General features: G+C 43.6%; 14 protein-coding genes. 1 reads left to right on the top strand and 13 read right to left on the bottom strand.

The features are described from left to right. Nucleotides 1–8 precede the first annotated feature (8 nt). The 4 genes from LI074_RS01705 to LI074_RS01690 are packed head-to-tail and all read right to left on the bottom strand — an operon-like array spanning nucleotide 9 to nucleotide 4,562. Nucleotides 9–1,754 (bottom strand): ABC transporter ATP-binding protein, encoded by a 1,746-nt coding sequence (locus LI074_RS01705; protein WP_025576909.1) that lies wholly within the window; start codon nucleotides 1,752–1,754, stop codon nucleotides 9–11. After that, nucleotides 1,751–3,223 carry an ABC transporter ATP-binding protein gene (locus tag LI074_RS01700; protein ID WP_025576910.1) on the bottom strand — a complete coding sequence of 491 codons (1,473 nt, stop codon included), beginning with the start codon at nucleotides 3,221–3,223 and terminating at the stop codon, nucleotides 1,751–1,753. The genes LI074_RS01705 and LI074_RS01700 overlap by 4 nt, the downstream gene beginning before the upstream one ends. A gap of 14 nt (nucleotides 3,224–3,237) precedes the next feature. Beyond that, nucleotides 3,238–3,978, bottom strand: a complete 741-nt coding sequence (locus tag LI074_RS01695) for an energy-coupling factor transporter transmembrane component T (protein ID WP_025576911.1) — start codon at nucleotides 3,976–3,978, stop codon at nucleotides 3,238–3,240. Next, complete coding sequence (locus LI074_RS01690) at nucleotides 3,978–4,562, bottom strand: MptD family putative ECF transporter S component (protein ID WP_022379910.1); 585 nt, start codon at nucleotides 4,560–4,562, stop codon at nucleotides 3,978–3,980. Before LI074_RS01690 ends, LI074_RS01695 begins: the two co-directional genes overlap by 1 nt. Nucleotides 4,563–4,764: 202 nt before the next feature. Here LI074_RS01690 and LI074_RS01685 point away from each other — a divergent pair, with 202 nt between their 5' ends. Beyond that, nucleotides 4,765–5,754, top strand: coding sequence for a helix-turn-helix domain-containing protein (locus tag LI074_RS01685; RefSeq protein WP_025576912.1), 990 nt, complete (start codon nucleotides 4,765–4,767; stop codon nucleotides 5,752–5,754). A gap of 105 nt (nucleotides 5,755–5,859) precedes the next feature. On the opposite strand, the gene LI074_RS01680 is transcribed toward LI074_RS01685, so the two are convergent. The 9 genes from LI074_RS01680 to plsX all read right to left on the bottom strand — a co-directional run bounded on the left by LI074_RS01680 (nucleotide 5,860) and on the right by plsX (nucleotide 16,028). Continuing rightward, nucleotides 5,860–6,459: a HEPN domain-containing protein gene (locus tag LI074_RS01680; protein ID WP_025576913.1), complete on the bottom strand. Its 600-nt coding sequence runs from the start codon at nucleotides 6,457–6,459 to the stop codon at nucleotides 5,860–5,862. A 207-nt stretch (nucleotides 6,460–6,666) separates the two neighbouring features. Further along, entirely contained in the window at nucleotides 6,667–7,188 is a 522-nt protein-coding gene (locus LI074_RS01675; RefSeq protein WP_330366222.1) for a HEPN domain-containing protein, read from the bottom strand. After that, nucleotides 7,178–7,519, bottom strand: a complete 342-nt coding sequence (locus LI074_RS01670) for a nucleotidyltransferase domain-containing protein (RefSeq protein ID WP_173697736.1) — start codon at nucleotides 7,517–7,519, stop codon at nucleotides 7,178–7,180. Before LI074_RS01670 ends, LI074_RS01675 begins: the two co-directional genes overlap by 11 nt. A 567-nt stretch (nucleotides 7,520–8,086) precedes the next feature. Next, nucleotides 8,087–9,298 carry a threonine ammonia-lyase gene (ilvA, locus tag LI074_RS01665; protein ID WP_008704690.1) on the bottom strand — a complete coding sequence of 404 codons (1,212 nt, stop codon included), beginning with the start codon at nucleotides 9,296–9,298 and terminating at the stop codon, nucleotides 8,087–8,089. Nucleotides 9,299–9,372: 74 nt separating this feature from the next. Then, a complete protein-coding gene (ftsY, locus tag LI074_RS01660) occupies nucleotides 9,373–10,329 on the bottom strand; it encodes a signal recognition particle-docking protein FtsY (RefSeq protein ID WP_025576916.1) in 957 nt (318 codons plus the stop codon). Nucleotides 10,330–10,344: 15 nt separating this feature from the next. Continuing rightward, complete coding sequence (smc, locus tag LI074_RS01655; protein ID WP_173697735.1) at nucleotides 10,345–13,905, bottom strand: chromosome segregation protein SMC; 3,561 nt, start codon at nucleotides 13,903–13,905, stop codon at nucleotides 10,345–10,347. Between the two features lie 11 nt (nucleotides 13,906–13,916). After that, nucleotides 13,917–14,600, bottom strand: coding sequence for a ribonuclease III (gene rnc / locus LI074_RS01650; RefSeq protein WP_008704699.1), 684 nt, complete (start codon nucleotides 14,598–14,600; stop codon nucleotides 13,917–13,919). Nucleotides 14,601–14,725: 125 nt separating this feature from the next. Next, on the bottom strand, nucleotides 14,726–14,953 hold the full coding sequence (gene acpP / locus LI074_RS01645; RefSeq protein WP_020993747.1) for an acyl carrier protein: 228 nt from the start codon (nucleotides 14,951–14,953) through the stop codon (nucleotides 14,726–14,728). 37 nt (nucleotides 14,954–14,990) lie between these two features. Then, entirely contained in the window at nucleotides 14,991–16,028 is a 1,038-nt protein-coding gene (plsX, locus tag LI074_RS01640; protein ID WP_020993746.1) for a phosphate acyltransferase PlsX, read from the bottom strand. Nucleotides 16,029–16,201 lie beyond the last annotated feature (173 nt).

Genomic DNA, 16,201 nt, shown 5'->3' with positions numbered 1-16,201 from the left:
ACACCCCCTTACATCTGGTCTTTCGCGCCGATGTGCGCCTGCCACATATCCCGGTAGAGGGGGCAGGTTTCCAGCAGCTTCTCATGCGTACCCTGTGCGTGGATGGTTCCATCCTTCACCACAACGATGTTATCTGCGCCAACAATGGTAGACAGCCGGTGTGCGATCACAATCAGGGTCTTGCCGACAGTTAAAGTGGAAATGGCTTTCTGCACCAGCGCCTCATTCTCTGGGTCGATATAGGCAGTTGCCTCATCCAAAATGACAACCGGCGCATTTTTCAGCATGGCGCGGGCGATGGCAATCCGCTGGCGTTCACCGCCGGAAAGATGGGAACCGGCGCTGCCGACAACCGTATCATAGCCATTATCCAGCTTGCGGATAAAGGCGTCGCAGCCGCTTTGTTTGGCTGCTTGCTCCACCTCTGCGTCCGTGGCACTGGGGCTTCCCATGCGGATATTCTCCCGGATACTGCGGTTAAACAGGTAGTTATCCTGAGATACATAGGAAATCTGGTCTGCAATTTCAGACAGCGGCATATCCTTCAGCTCATGGCCGCCGAGGGTAATGCTGCCGGATGTAACATCCCAATACCCGGCAATCAGCTTCGCCACCGTAGATTTGCCGGAGCCGGACGGCCCTACAAGGGCGGTCATGGTTCCGGGGTGGATGGCGAGATTCACATCATGCAAAACCTCTGTTGTCCCGTCATAGGAAAACGACACAGACCTAAGAGAAATGCCGGTATCTTCCAGCTTGATCGGCGTTTCTTTATGGTTCAGTTCTTCGGCGTTCAGAAGCTGGCTGATTTCTTCCACATTTGTCCCCAGTACGGCCAAATCGTCCGTAAAGGTAAAGGCCGCAATAATCGGCCCGATCAGCCCCAGCGAGAAAATCACAATGGACAGGAAGGTGGAAAGCTCCAGACTGCCGGAGAGCCAGAACGCGAAGCCGCAGGGCAGCACGCAGATCAGCACTGAGGGCAGGATGGCGTTGTAGGCGCTCATGATTTTCTGGTTTTCACGCATCCAGTCCACATAATAGTTGGCGTTATAATTCACCGCGTCAGAATATTTTTTGTAGGAACCGGCGGATTGGCTGAACGCCTTTACCACCTCAATCCCGCCGATGTATTCTACAATGGCGTTTGCCATCTGCTTTCCCGCTTTAACCGCGCCCTCCCATTTGACGGGATAATTCTTCATACCGGCGGACATGACAGCAAGGCCCACCACCAACGTAACAAGGGACAGGAGCGCCATGCGCCAGTCCATAACGAACAGATATACGACAATCACCAAAGGCACCAGCACATTTGCGGTCATTTCCGGGAGCAGGTGTGCGAAGGTCGATTCCATGCCTTCAACCCGGTCAACAATCGTCGTTTTGTACTGGCCGGACGGAGTGTCTAAAATCGTCCCCATCGGGACGCGGGCCAGCTTTGCGGTGATATTCTCTCGCAGATCGCGCAGCGTGTAATAGGTCGCCGTGTGGGAAATCGTTGTAGAAAGACTGGAAAACAGCACTTTCCCAAAGTAGCCGCACAATGCAATAATGCCAGCGGTCACATAGCGGGAAAAATTCTGTTCCCCAGACAACATCATTGTGACAATATGCGCCACGCAGAAATAGGGCACCATCTGGCAGGCCACGCCTAATACTGCAAGGATAATACTGCCGATGAATTTTCCATGATAAAGTTTGCCCCATCCCCATAAGACGCCTATGGGCGACTCTTTCTTTTCTTCTTTCACTTTACAGATACCCCCTTTATGAAATAGTTTCTAATTTTTTCAAGTCCATCCGCATCCATTGGAAATTGGTCGATGATAGAACCATCTTCAAAATGGACAATATCCGTACAACAGTCTAATATCAACTCAAGGTCATGAGTAATGACATACACGGTAATACCCGTGTCCCTGACTTGTCGCAGGACATTTGCAACCTCTTTCATGTGCTTATAATCAAGGCCGCTGGTCGGTTCATCAAAAAATAAAATAGAGCGTTTAGACGCGATTGCTGAGGCAATCGCTACCCGCTGTTTCTGACCGCCGGAGAGGGACATAGGGTGTCTGTCTTTGAAATCTGTCAAATCTAACTCGGCAAGGATTTTTTCTGCCTGCTCCTCGCTTTCGTCCTCCATGCTGATTAAAACCTCATCTAACACCGTTTCCGTAAAAAGCTGATGATTGACTTCCTGCATTACCATATAGCAGGTATTCAACCTGTCTTTGGGACGGTAGGCTTTTCCATTCCATATAACTTCGCCGCACCGCTTTTCCAAACCGCAAAAGCACCGGGAGAAAGTCGATTTTCCAGCTCCATTATTTCCAATAATCGCTACAATACGGTTCGCCGGAATTTTGCTTTCATGAATGTGAAGCGTTTCCGGCTCGTTTCTGTAGGCAAAACAGAAATTGCGAAGCTGCATTTGTTCTCCGATTTGCGGTGATATTTCGGGCGGTAGCAAATCTTCAAGAATAAAGGTGCGAAGTCCCATATCGGCTCTTTGCTGCTCTGTAAGTTGCTCAAACTCTGCCGCAGAGTAATCCCTTTCCACTTGTCCGGCAGTAATATAAATAAAGCGATCCGCAAGGCCTCGCAGGTAGTAAAGCCGATGTTCTGACACGATAATTGTTTTTCCCTGCGACTTCCAAAATGCAAGTATGGATCTCAAATCGAGAATAGAAGAAGCATCGAGGTTAGATGATGGTTCATCCATAACAAGTACATCAGGCTCCATAATCGACACCCCGGCACAGGCGATTTTCTGTTTTTCTCCCCCGGAGAGGTGAAAAATATTGCGCCCCATCAGTTTCTCCAAATGAAAATCCTGGACGGTTTTTTCTAATCGTTCTCGAATACTTCGCTCTGGCTGGCCGAGATTTTCACATCCGAATGTAATTTCACTGGTCGTGTCCACATTAAAAAATTGAGAGCGTGGATTTTGAAATACGCTACCAACTGTTTTTGCAGTATCATAAAGGGGCTGCTCCGAAATCTTTGCCTTATTCACCCAAACATTTCCGCTCATTTTGCCCTCATAGTAGTGAGGGATCAGGCCGTTAATCAGGCGGGTAATTGTTGTTTTCCCACAGCCGCTTTCGCCGCAAAGTACAATAAATTGTCCATCCTCTATGTTCAGGTTTATATCCTGAACACCACCGGCACTCTCGCTTTCTTCTCCATAAGAGAAGGTCACATGGTCAATCCGTATCACAGGCTCACCCCCTTTCAAAAGACAAGTTGTTTCTGAAGCAGAAATACAATAAAACAGAGGATACAGAATAGGGCGGCAACTACATCTTGAAAATGAAAACCAATTTGGCATACATTTGTGCGTCTAACAGGGGCACCCAGCCCCCGTGTCAACGCAGCAGCAGAAAGTTCGTCACCAATCTTTACAACGGATACCATCAAAGGAACCAGCCTGTATTCCACCATCAGCAAAGGATGTCTCCCACCGAAGCGGATACCCCGCATTTTCATGGCATCCCGGATTGCCTGATATTCTTCGCTGATTGTAGGGAAAAAGCGAAAAATCACAGACATGGGGATGACGATTTTTTCTGTGATGTGCATACGCTCCATAGCGCCGATAAACTCGCTGACGGAAGTCGAGGAGATCAGCCATGCACCAGTCATGATGCCAGGCGCAAACCGTGTCATAATGGATGTAACTGCCATCACAATGAAAGAAAGCAAGCCGCTTAAATATACAAGGGCAATCCGTTCCAATGCAAAGCAGGCTACATAGAGCAGTAAATATTTTCCGGCTGTTTTAAAGCGATGTTCTGATAAAATCAGTACAAAAGGGACAAGACTTAAACAGGGCTTGACAATGTTCATAATCCCCTCATTGCTGGTGCTGAACATCAGAGTTGTAATCGTCAACAACAACAGAAGCTTTGTACGAGGGTCAAGCAATATCCCTTTTCTATTTTCAGTCGTCGCAGAGAATGATACCCCGTCCATTACACAATTCCCGCTTTAACAAAATGTTTTTTCAGAAGCGCCTTACCTAACAGGCCGCCAAAAATTGCAAAGACAAAAATTCCGGCAATTACCAGAACAATGCTCCACATGGGCATGACAGCCATCACCTGGTCAGCGTATTCCTCACCGAAGCTGGCCGCAAAACTGGTCCAGGAGTCCTCTACCATAAAATACATCGGAATGTATGTACCAACCATCCAAAGACTGAATACCGCATAACCAATCAGGCTCTTTTTAGCACTTTTATAACCGCCGGATTTCAAAATCAAATCTCCCAGAACGCCAAAGATCAGACCCATTGGTACACCCCAGAAACCCATGCCGGTCAGGCCCATCAGTAAACCGCTCAAAATCCCCATAATCGTAACCATGCCGAATTTTTTTACTCTTGTCAGGAACAGCATGAAGGGGATACCTGTAATCAAAGACCACAAGGCACCGAGGATTGGCAAAAAGATAGGCACAAACCCAATAGGAATGGCGACACAACAACCAATCACAAAGTAGAGAACGGTGAACAGACCCAGGTTAATCAGATCCTTTGCTTGTAACTTGTTGTTCATAACGAATACCTCCATTCATTTGTTGGTTAGCAAACTCTAACCTCTTTCTAAGATAACACAGTTAGTCATGCCTCTCTACAACCAATTAGCTTTTTAGCTCCAAACAGCAACGAGTTTTTCTGTTGACTGACTCCTTTTCCAAACCTATAATATAATTAAAAACAAATGTAAGAAGTGCGATAATTGAGTGATAGGAGCTAAAATGAAGATTGATGATATTATAAGAAAATGTATTGAAATTCCTGGTATTTCAATAAAACGCAGTGATTTCAGCGCAGAACTACTTATGAAAACCAAAGATGGAAAAGGATCGATGACTTTTTTCCCGCTTTTCTCCGGGCTTACTATTGCTTATATCTTCGTAAATTCTCCTACATGGGTAGCACCCAATTTCTGTGAAGATAGCTCCATTGAAAAAGGTCCATTACTTCTAAACTATTGTGTAACCGGGCGTTGTGAGATTGTCTTGAATAACGAAAACTTTGTGTATGTGAAAGATAGAGAAATTTCTCTCACAGAGCGTTTCGCACAAAAACAATATGTCTATCCTCGCCGTATCTATGAAGGAATGGAACTTTTCGTTGATACTGATACGCTGACATCAGAAAGTGCATGGATAAAAAAAGAGTTCGGCATTGACTTTCACAAAATCATTGAACTTTTTTGCCCTGATGGTAATACCTATATTTCGACGGTTGCTCCTGAAGTCGAGGAAATATTGACGAAACTTTGGGGACTTTTGGATATTGCACCCCCATTTTCAATTTCTCAAATGAAGGTCTATGCTCTGGCATTATTTTCGCTGATGCAAAACCTTAACGATATTCCCCCATCACAAGCCTGCACATTCTTTACTGAAACGCAGGTAGATATCGCAAAACGTGTTGAAAAAATTATTACTTCTGATTTACGTCAACATCATCCAGCATGGGAATTAGCAGCGCAATTTTCTGTTAGTGAAACTAGCTTAAAAAATTATTTTCGAGGAGTTTTTGGTCAGAACATATCTTTTTATCTGCGTGAATGTAGAATGAAACGAGCTGCGGAATTACTTGTATCTACTACACTCTCTGTTGCAGAAATAGCAGAACAGGTCGGTTACATGAATCAAAGTAAATTTGCATTGGTTTTTAAAAAACGATTTTCTATGTCACCGTTAGAATATAGGCGATATAGAAATTTAAATTCATAAATGCCGATATAATTTCATAATAATATGATGAGTTGCTCGACAAATGGGTAACTCATCATATTAGAATATTACTTATTTATGTGTTGGCAATTAGCCGTAAATTCTTTACTTATATAATAATTTATCCATTTCTAATACACAAGCTTTTATAGTATCGACATATTCTAATAACTTACCTTTCCTTAAATATTTTTCACTATATATATTGTGCGCAACATCTCCCCTCGTAGAAATAATATCACCCAAAGATTTAAATGGAAATGCCGTATCATCAATCTCATTTTCACTAATTCCAAAATAATTTTTAAATAACTGTTGTATATTCTGTACTTTTGGTGTATTTAATTTCTTAATATCATAATATATTAATTTTCTATAATATTCTTTCCAATCATCGTAAAATAAAATTGGCGAAATATCATTTTTTTCTTTTTTCACAGCATCTGAAATAGTTTTCTTTGCTTCCATGGGCAATTTTTTAGGCTGATATATTTTTCTTGTTATGAAATTCCCCGTTTCGTAAGTAACAGATTCTACATATACTTCAAAAGATGAACATAAAAAAATCAATCCAGCCCTAGTCAAATGATCAAGGCTCTTTTTTCCTCTTCCTGAGTTTCTTTCCAATTCATGATTATATGTTTCAATTAATTTATTCACCTGATTAAGATTTTTTTGGAATGTTTTATACGCTTTTGATGGCATACTATCCTCCTCACTACATTTTCTTTATCATAATTTTTTAAATCTAACTTTCTTTATATTCAGCAACACGTTTCTACCGCAAAAAGACCAGAACCATATTATTATGATCCCAGTCCTTTTTCTAATTAATCTTCATAATGGCCTCTACAGGTGATGGTCCAAAGAAATCCATTCCCATTTATGTTGTAAGACAACCAACTTACATCATCAGTCTGTCTCGTTCAGCTCATGTTCCTGCCCATTGCCTGCTGATAACTGAGCAATTCCTCTGTCTATCATATCCAGGTATTCCGCATTTCGAACAGTTTTTTCAGACTCTTTCTTCCATCTTGCCTGTACATATTCTTCTACACGTGATACCAACTCTTTTGCTGTCTGGATCTGTTCCTCAGCCTCTTCTCTTGTCGCTATATAGAAATCATCATAATCACTGGCATGACGGATTTCTTCTGATTCAACAATTTTCTTTCCAAGCTTTCTCGGAAAAATCTCCGTTTTTACATAATTCTTATTGAAATTCGCCAGAGCATCTTTATGTCTTTTATACGCATTGCCATCCAACGCATGCACAGCTGATATTGCATGGTAAATCCCATAATATGCCCGGTTATTTGCTCCACGGAATTCTTTAGCTGCCAAAAGGATTTCAGCTGCTTTGATGTCACTTTTAGAGGTTTCAATACGATACAATACCAAATCTTTCTGCGTTCCCTTTTCATTAGGCTGCATCAAACAGTTTCACCCCTTCTTTCTTTACATTCGCATAAAATGGGTATACATCAACCCAGTTCTGGAAATGCTGTTGGCTTTTTGCTATCGGTTTAATATCAAGGTCATGATCCATATTGAAATCAAAAGTTTCTCCTGACAATTCATGGCGATACTGTTTAATATCTATGTCTGACAAGTCCAGGAGAATCATTATATCTATATCAGAATCTGCCTTATAATCTCCCCTTGCATAGGATCCATATAAAATTACTGTCTTTAAATGACTTCCATATATCTTCCGTAATATTTCGGTATACTGATTCAACAATATTTTTATTGTTACCGGCATAATGTTTTCTCCTTTCCTGCTTCGATACTTTTTTCTTTATTATAACCGAACCACCATATCTTTTCTACTGCTTTCTCACACTGTAAATTCATATTTTTCCCGCATTTGTCACAAGATTGTCACAGACTCCTGCCAATATGCCCGGAAAAGCGCGTATTTACGGCATTCTTTCAAAATTAATATCAAGCATCTTCTCTTGACAAAGTTAATTTATAGCAATTCCATAAATTACCGCTAAATATCCAGCGAAGAAAAACAGTTTGTTTCGTGTGCATTTGCAGGGATCTTAGATATTCTTAGCTGGCAGAAATCTGCGTTATGAGCCGGCTGCATCACTGTCTGAGCGAAGTTTGCAACGGAGCGAGTTTGATAAGACGGCTCATGCTTTTAGCAGATTTATGGCAGCTTAGAATATCTTAGATCCCGAAACCGCACACGAAACAAACTGTTTTTCTGCGCGTCCCTTTGAGACCTCTAATATAAGTTACAAAAAGCCCTGATATCCATATACTGAACACCAGGGCTCCCATTTCATTTATTTACATGGCAGATGCTACTCTGAGACAATCACAGACTTGGGCGGATCACCTTTGGTCTGCATCCTGCATCTTCGAGAGCTTTAACAATCTCATTCTTATGATCTGTGCCAAAAGCCTCCAATGTGATCTTAAGTTCCACTGCCGCATTTCTGTTCGTGCTTACAAACTGGTTATGATCCAGCTTGATAACATTGCCCTGAGCCCTGGCGATCACGCTTGCCACGCGTACCAGTTCGCCCGGCTTATCCGGAATGAGCACAGATACTGTGAAGATTCTGTCTCTCTGGATCAGACCATGCTGAACAACAGAAGACATGGTAATAACATCCATGTTTCCACCGCTTAAGATAGAAACAATCTTCTTTCCCTTCACATCCAGATGACGAAGCGCTGCCACTGTCAGAAGACCGGAATTCTCTACGATCATCTTATGGTTCTCAACCATGTCAAGGAAAGCAACGATCAGTTCATCATCCTCGATAGTGATGATATCGTCCAGATTCTTCTGGATATACGGGAAGATTTTCTTTCCGGGTGTCTGTACGGCAGTACCGTCAGCAATCGTATTTACGTGCGGAAGAGTCACAACCTCACCCTTCTTCAGAGAAGCCTTCATGCAGGCAGCCCCTGCCGGTTCCACACCAATGACTTTGATATGTGGATTTAACAGCTTTGCAAGTGTGGAAACACCTGTTGCAAGTCCGCCTCCACCGATCGGAACCAGAATATAATCAACAAGCGGAAGCTCCTGAACGATCTCCATTGCAATGGTACCCTGTCCTGTGGCAACTGCCGGATCATCGAAAGGATGGATAAAGGTATATCCCTCTTTCTCAGCAAGTTCCAGTGCATGTGCACATGCCTCATCATATACATCACCATGCAGGATAACCTCTGCACCGTAACTCTTTGTTCTCTCAACCTTGATCAGCGGAGTTGTAGTGGGCATAACGATCACTGCCTTCACACCATATTTATGCGCAGCATAGGCAACACCCTGTGCATGATTTCCGGCGGATGCTGTGATCAGACCTTTATTTCTCTCTTCATCGGAAAGAGTGCTGATCTTATAATAGGCACCACGAACCTTATATGCACCTGTACGCTGCATATTCTCCGGTTTTAAATAAACCTTATTTCCTGTAAGTTCACTGAAATAGCTGCTCTTGATCAGCTTTGTTTCCTGTGTGACCTGTTTTACGATCTCTGATGCCTGTTCAAAACTCTCTAAAGTAAGCATTGTTTTTTCCTCCATTTTGTCCTAAATGTACTCCCGGAATCTTTTTGTACTTGTTTTGACTCCGAAAATACATCCTAATCTTGAGCGTCCGGGTTTTCTTTATGGTCTACATCAAACAACGCATTTACAAATGCATCTGCATCGAATTTCTGAAGATCGTCAATACTTTCTCCTACGCCAATGTACTTCACCGGAATATCCAGTTCAGACTGGATGGCAACTGCAATACCTCCCTTGGCAGTTCCGTCCAGCTTGGTAAGGATAATACCGCTGACATTTGCGACCTCCGCAAATTGTCTCGCCTGTGCAAGGGCATTCTGTCCGGTGGTACCATCCAGCACTACCAATGTCTCCAGATATGCATCCGGATACTCCCTCTCCAGGATCCTGTAAATCTTGCGGAGTTCTTCCATAAGGTTCTTTTTATTATGAAGACGTCCTGCTGTATCACAGAGAAGTACGTCTGCATTTCTTGCTTTGGCTGCTGCCACCGCATCATAGATAACAGATGCAGGATCTGCTCCTGCCTGTCCGCCGATGATCTCCACACCTGCACGATTCGCCCACTCAGTAAGCTGCTCTCCTGCTGCTGCGCGGAAAGTATCGGCTGCTGCAAGGATAACCTTCTTGCCCTGGTCTTTTAATTTTCCTGCAAGCTTTCCTACTGAAGTGGTTTTTCCGACACCATTGACACCGATCACCAAAACTACGGATCTGCGGTTCTCAAATTCATACTCTGTGCTGTCCACACGCATCTGATCCTTGATCTCATTGATCAGAAGCTGTTTACATTCCATCGGTTCCTTAATATGACGTTCGGAAACCTCTTTCTTTAAATTCTCAATAATAGAAGTGGTCGCATTGATTCCGATATCACCCATGATCAGAATCTCTTCCAGCTCTTCATAAAAATCTTCATCAATACTGGAAAAACCACTGAAAATACTGTCAAATCCGGCTACGATATTGTCTCTGGTCTTTGCCAGTCCACTGACTAATCGTTTAAAAAAACCTTTCTTTTCTTCTGCCATGTGAAACTCCTCCTGTTACTGGGTAAGCTGATTCTCCACCAGATCGACGGAAACCAGTGTGGATACCCCTTTTTCCTGCATGGTAATACCATAAAGCCGGTCTGCGGCGTTCATAGTTCCACGTCTATGGGTTATTATAATAAATTGTGTGTTTTTCGTCAACTTCTGTAAATATCCGGCAAATCGCCCAACATTGGAATCGTCCAGCGCTGCCTCGATCTCATCCAGCAGACAGAACGGTGACGGCTTCAGATTCTGGATCGCGAAAAGAAGTGCGATAGCTGTCAGAGCTTTTTCCCCGCCGGAAAGCTGCATCATATTCTGCAGTTTCTTTCCCGGCGGCTGGGAAATGATCTTAATTCCTGCCTCCAGGATATCTGCCTCTTCATCCAGCTCCAGAGTTCCTTTTCCGCCTCCGAACAATTCCTTAAATGCCTTGTCAAATTCCTTCTGGATCTCACCGAATTTCTCAGAAAACTGTTTCCGCATTCCCTCATCCAGCTCCTGAATGATCTGTTCCAGAGTTTTCTCCGCTGTGACCAGATCCTCATACTGGCCGGACAGAAAGGTGTGTCTTTCCAGAAGTTCCTTATAATCCTCAATAGCATTTACATTTACAGGTCCCAGCTTTCTGATATCATCTTTAATCTGAGCTGCCTGTCGCTTCATCTGCGAAAGATCAGTAAGTTCCTCTTTTCTGTAGGAAACGGCATTATTGGGAGTGATCTCATACTCGGACCACATATAAGCAATCCGCTCTTCCCTGTTCTCCTCCAGCTTGTCCATCTGTCCCTGCAGACGGTAACATTCCTTATCCAGAAGTCCGATCTGACCGGACAGATAATCTCTTTTCTCAAAAAAATCTTTATGCTGAGAAGTTCTGCTCTCTTTCTCCTTCTGCAGATTTTTCAGCTGCATCTGTGTCTGTTCTTCATGAAGGACAGACTCTTCCGACTCTTTTTTCAGCTGAGTGATCATCTCCTGCTTCTTTTCCATCTCTTCACTGCTGTGAGCAAGAGACTGATAAATATCCTCTTTCTCAGTCATAAAAGCTGTGATTTCTGCTTTCAGACGGCTCAGGTTTTCCTGGTCAAATTTCTCTTTCTGTTCAAGAGCGGATGACTGAAGACGGATTTCTTCTAACTCCCGGGTGATTTTCTTCTCTTCTTCTTTCCATTCATCCAGTTCTGACTGCTTTGCCTCAATAAAACTCTCCAGTTCTTTCTCATCCTGCTTTGAATTCTCCAGTTCCCTGGCAATCCGGTCATGATCCTGCCGGATTTCCATGACCTGGCGTTTGATCTCTGCCTGATCTCTGTTGATCTGAGCATATCCGCTTCGGATCTCCTCAGCTTTCTTTTCCTGCTGTTTGATATTCATTCTGGCAGTATTCTGTTCTATATATTTCTGACGGAGTTTTTCCTGAAATCCTGCAATGGCATCACGAAGCCTGTTTCTCTGATTTTTATTTTCCTCAACAGCATTCTGCTTTTCGGTCAGATTCTGCTTCAGCTGACTTACTTTTGTTTCCAGTTCCTCTATTTCACGCCGTCTTCCAAGCAGATTGCTGTTGTTTCTGAAGGCACCGCCGGTCATGGAACCTCCCGGGCTTAAGGATTCACCCTCTGTTGTGACCATTCTCAGACTGTGTCTGTATTTTTTTCCTATTGCAATGGCATGATCAATGTTATCAACTACCAGCACTCTTCCAAGAAGGAATTTCGTGATCTGCTGATACTGAGAAGCTACGGACACCAGTTCGCTGGCAATCCCCACAACGCCCGGCTCTTTCAGTGCTTCTTTCGGTGTAAACTCACCTCTGGGACTTATGCTGCTCATGGGAAGAAAGGTCGCACGTCCATAACGATTCTTTTTCAGAAATTCGATCATGGTTTTGGCAGTCTGCTCATTATCTGTAACAATATTCTGAATGCTCCCACCAAGAGCTGTCTCGATAGCGATCTCATAATCTTTGTTTACCTGGATCAGATCTGCGACAACACCCTGGATTCCCGGAACACGTTCTTTTTGTTCCATAACTCTCCGGATACTGTTTCCGTATCCATCATAGCGCTCCGCGATATTTCTGAGAGAATCCAGCCGGGATGCCTCTCTGTGATAGGCTGTCTGTTCTGCTTCCAGCTTTGTGTTCTGTTCCTTCAGCTTTTCCTGAATCTTCATCACACTCAGATTCAGATGTTCACATTCCTCATTGGCATTTTCAATCTGGGATGTAATCTCATCATACTGTTTCCGGGCTGTAGTCAGAATGGTCTGCTGCTCTTCCTCTTCACTCTTCAGTCTGAGAATACGCTGGCTGATCTCTGCCTTACGGATTTCTGCCTGTTCCATCATTGCATCAAATCTCTGGGCTTTACCCTTGACATTGGCGCGGCTGTTCAGAATTTCAATGATCTCATTTTTGCCATTCTCCACTTCGAGAGTACAGGCTTCCATATTCTCCTGCGCTGTCCTTAATTTCTCTTCTTCCTCAGAAAGTTTCTTACGGACAGCCTTTAACTGTGCATAAATATCCGTTTTTTCTTCTTCAAGTTTCTTCTTTGAATCTGTTCTTACTGAAAGTTCAGCCTCAATAGTCTGGATACGTCCCTTATAATGCTCTTCATTCTGTGCCCCTGCCAGTATCTGCTCATTTAATACATTGATCTGGCCTTCCAGCTGTTGTTTACGGATTGCCTGCTCCTGACCGGAAATGCGAAGTGCATCCATTTTGGAATTTAAATCTTCCAGTTCCTGTTCCAGACGTTCATATTCCACCTTGGTCCGGTCATAGGAACTCTGGGTATCCTTCAGCTGATTCTGCGCAATTATGTTCTTCTCTTCCAGTTCCTTGAGTTCTTTGGCTGCAGCAGCATACTCCATCAGGAACATATTCACATCCAGTTCCTTAAGAGTCTCTCTTTTGGAAAGATAAACTCTTGCTGTCTCTGACTGTTTCTCCAGTGGTTCCAGCTGTCTGGTAAGCTCCGAGAGGATATCTGTCACTCTGACCAGGTTCTGGCGTTCTTCCTCCAGTTTTTTGATCGTGGTATTCTTTCTTCTCTTAAATTTAACAATACCTGCTGCCTCATCAAAAAGCTCTCTTCTCTCTTCCGGTTTACCGCTTAGGATCCTGTCGATCTGTCCCTGTCCGATAATGGAATATCCTTCTTTACCGATACCTGTATCATAAAACATCTCATTGATATCTTTCAGTCTGCAGGCACTTCCGTTGATCTTATATTCACTCTCTCCTGAACGGTAAAGCCTTCTGGTAACCGTAACCTCGTTAAAATCAACCGGAAGCTTATGGTCTGAATTATCCAGTGTGATCGCCACCGATGCATAACCCAGGGGTTTTCTTGTCTCTGTACCGGAGAAAATAACATCCTGCATATTTCCTCCTCGCAGAGACCTGGCACTCTGTTCACCCAGCACCCATCTCACCGCATCACCGACATTGCTCTTTCCACTTCCGTTCGGACCTACAATACCGGTGATCCCGTTATGAAATTCAAAATTGATCTTCTGGGCGAAAGACTTAAATCCCTGTACCTCTATATTCTTTAAATACATAATTCTCCTGTTTATTTTCTGAGTACACGAATCGCCTGGTATGCTGCGGCCTGTTCTGCTGCTTTCTTTGTATGACCGCTTCCCTGTCCCATCACTTTTCCGTTTACTCTTGCCTCCACAGTAAAGTTTTTGTTATGATCCGGGCCTTCTTCTTTTGTCAGAATATATTCCACCGGCTGTGTTCCGTTTTCCTGCACGATTTCCTGCAGGATGGTCTTGCTATCATAAAAGAGCTGTTTATGTTCAATATCATTCAGGATAAAATTCAGCACAAACTCCTTTGCATTAGCAAAACCACCATCCAGATAGATAGCTCCCAATAAAGCCTCTGTTGCATCAGAGACGATAGAATCCCTGTTTCTTCCGCCTGTCATATCCTCTCCCTTTCCAAGCAACAGAAACTGCGGCAGTCCGAATTCTCTTGCACAATAGGCAAGGCTTGGCTCACACACCAGGCTGGCTCTCTTCTTTGTCAGCTCTCCCTCCGGTATCTGGGTAAATCTTGCATACAGATAATCACTGCTGATCAGCTCCAGCACAGCATCTCCCAGAAACTCCAGTCTCTCATTGCTGCCCAGCTTCCCCAACTTCTTCTCATTTGCATAGGAACTGTGAGTCAGTGCCTGTGTAAGATAATGTTTATTTTTAAAATGATATCCTATGATTTCTTCTAATTCTTCTGTCTTTCTATTCATTCCTCTAACCCTCTCCATATGCACAGGGCTGTCATCTGACAACCCTGCGGCATCATTTTTTGCAACTGCTCAGTCCGCCTGTATTATGCTCCTGTCAAATTTCAGACTGCCGGACAGTTACATTTTTATTTAATTGTCCGAATTGCTTCAACAGCATCACCGACTGTCTGAATCTGTTCGACAGATTCATTATCCAGCTCAATGTCATACTCCTCTTCAATCCCCATAATAATCTGAAAAATATCAAGAGAGTCTGCACCAAGATCATCTACAAATGTAGTGTCTTCTGTGATCGAATCTGCATCAATATTCAGAACCTCTGCTATGATAGCTTTTATTTTCTCCAGTTCCATCTTCAACCCTCCTTCCTGTTTCTGTTCCTGTCCTGCTCTATTCTGCTCCGGACTTCAGTACTTCCTGATCCTCCAGGATACGCTCTGCGATCTTCTCGTTGATCTTCTCCTGTTTAAACTGTACACACTGGAAAATACCATGTTTGATCTCAATGGCTTTGGCACTTCCATGCGTCTTTACCACAAGTCCTTTAAGCCCCAGAAGCGGTGCTCCGCCATATTCCGTTGCATCAAAGGATTTCAGAGTTTCTTTCAGTGCAGGCTTTACCAGAAGTGCACCGATCTTACTTCTTGTGCTGGTCATCATTCCTTCTTTGATCTTCTGGACCAGGGCAGAACCAACTCCCTCATATAATTTAAGGATCACATTTCCCACAAATGCTTCGCATACGACCACATCCGCATATCCTGCCGGGATATCTCTGGCTTCTATACTTCCGATGAAATTAATGCTTTTGCATTCTTTCAGAAGGGGGAAAGTTTCTTTTACAAGTGCATTTCCCTTCTCCTCTTCCGCCCCGTTATTTACAATGGCAACTTTTGGATTTTTAATACCAACTACGTTCTCCATATAAATAGAGCCCATCTTCGCAAACTGCACCAGATGCGATGGACGTGCATCCACATTGGCACCACAGTCGATCAGAAGGGAAACACCCTTCGTGGTAGGGATCAACGGTGCAAGAGGCGGCCTCTCCACACCTTTACTTCTGCCTACCAGTACCTGTCCGCCAACAAGAACAGCTCCTGTACTTCCTGATGAAACAAAGGCATCTGCCTCCTGTTTCTTAACCATATTCAAACCTACTACGATTGATGAATCTTTTTTCTTACGGATCGCAAAAACAGGGGGTTCTGCTGTCTCAATCACCTGGGATGCGTTGACAACCTGGATCTGGTTCTTCGGATATCCTGAATATTTCGCCAGTTCCTTATCTATCACTTCCTGTTTTCCTGTAAGAATTACTTTTATGTCCTGTCTCTCTGTTACAGCTTCCACTGCAGCCCTGACAGGTTCTGCCGGGGCATTATCCCCGCCCATTGCGTCCACTACAACTCTGACCTGTTCTGCCATATTTTTATATCTCCTGTTCACTTACTGTTCACTCACAGATGTCAGGATCAAAAGATATTTTCTGTTACTGACCCGGCATCCGCAAATTGCCCCGCTGCAAAGCAGCTCCTGCAATCTTCCATAATCTGTATCATACTAAAGAACCCTCTGCAAAGTCAATAGCATCTGAAAAA

The organism is Blautia sp. MSK18_10, from assembly GCF_020553185.1.
In the GTDB taxonomy this organism is placed as follows: domain Bacteria; phylum Bacillota; class Clostridia; order Lachnospirales; family Lachnospiraceae; genus Blautia_A; species Blautia_A wexlerae.
This window is presented reverse-complemented; position numbering and strand designations above follow the sequence as displayed.

Excerpts from the sequence above, each read along its gene's own strand:
- plsX (WP_020993746.1), bottom strand. The coding sequence starts at position 16,028 with ATGGCAGAACAGGTCAGAGTTGTAGTGGACGCAATGGGCGGGGATAAT.
- rnc (WP_008704699.1), bottom strand. The coding sequence starts at position 14,600 with ATGAATAGAAAGACAGAAGAATTAGAAGAAATCATAGGATATCATTTT.
- LI074_RS01680 (WP_025576913.1), bottom strand. The coding sequence starts at position 6,459 with ATGCCATCAAAAGCGTATAAAACATTCCAAAAAAATCTTAATCAGGTG.
- smc (WP_173697735.1), bottom strand. The coding sequence starts at position 13,905 with ATGTATTTAAAGAATATAGAGGTACAGGGATTTAAGTCTTTCGCCCAG.
- ilvA (WP_008704690.1), bottom strand. The coding sequence starts at position 9,298 with ATGCTTACTTTAGAGAGTTTTGAACAGGCATCAGAGATCGTAAAACAG.
- LI074_RS01670 (WP_173697736.1), bottom strand. The coding sequence starts at position 7,519 with ATGCCGGTAACAATAAAAATATTGTTGAATCAGTATACCGAAATATTA.
- LI074_RS01685 (WP_025576912.1), top strand. The coding sequence starts at position 4,765 with ATGAAGATTGATGATATTATAAGAAAATGTATTGAAATTCCTGGTATT.
- LI074_RS01690 (WP_022379910.1), bottom strand. The coding sequence starts at position 4,562 with ATGAACAACAAGTTACAAGCAAAGGATCTGATTAACCTGGGTCTGTTC.
- ftsY (WP_025576916.1), bottom strand. The coding sequence starts at position 10,329 with ATGGCAGAAGAAAAGAAAGGTTTTTTTAAACGATTAGTCAGTGGACTG.
- acpP (WP_020993747.1), bottom strand. The coding sequence starts at position 14,953 with ATGGAACTGGAGAAAATAAAAGCTATCATAGCAGAGGTTCTGAATATT.
- LI074_RS01675 (WP_330366222.1), bottom strand. The coding sequence starts at position 7,188 with ATGCAGCCTAATGAAAAGGGAACGCAGAAAGATTTGGTATTGTATCGT.
- LI074_RS01695 (WP_025576911.1), bottom strand. The coding sequence starts at position 3,978 with ATGGACGGGGTATCATTCTCTGCGACGACTGAAAATAGAAAAGGGATA.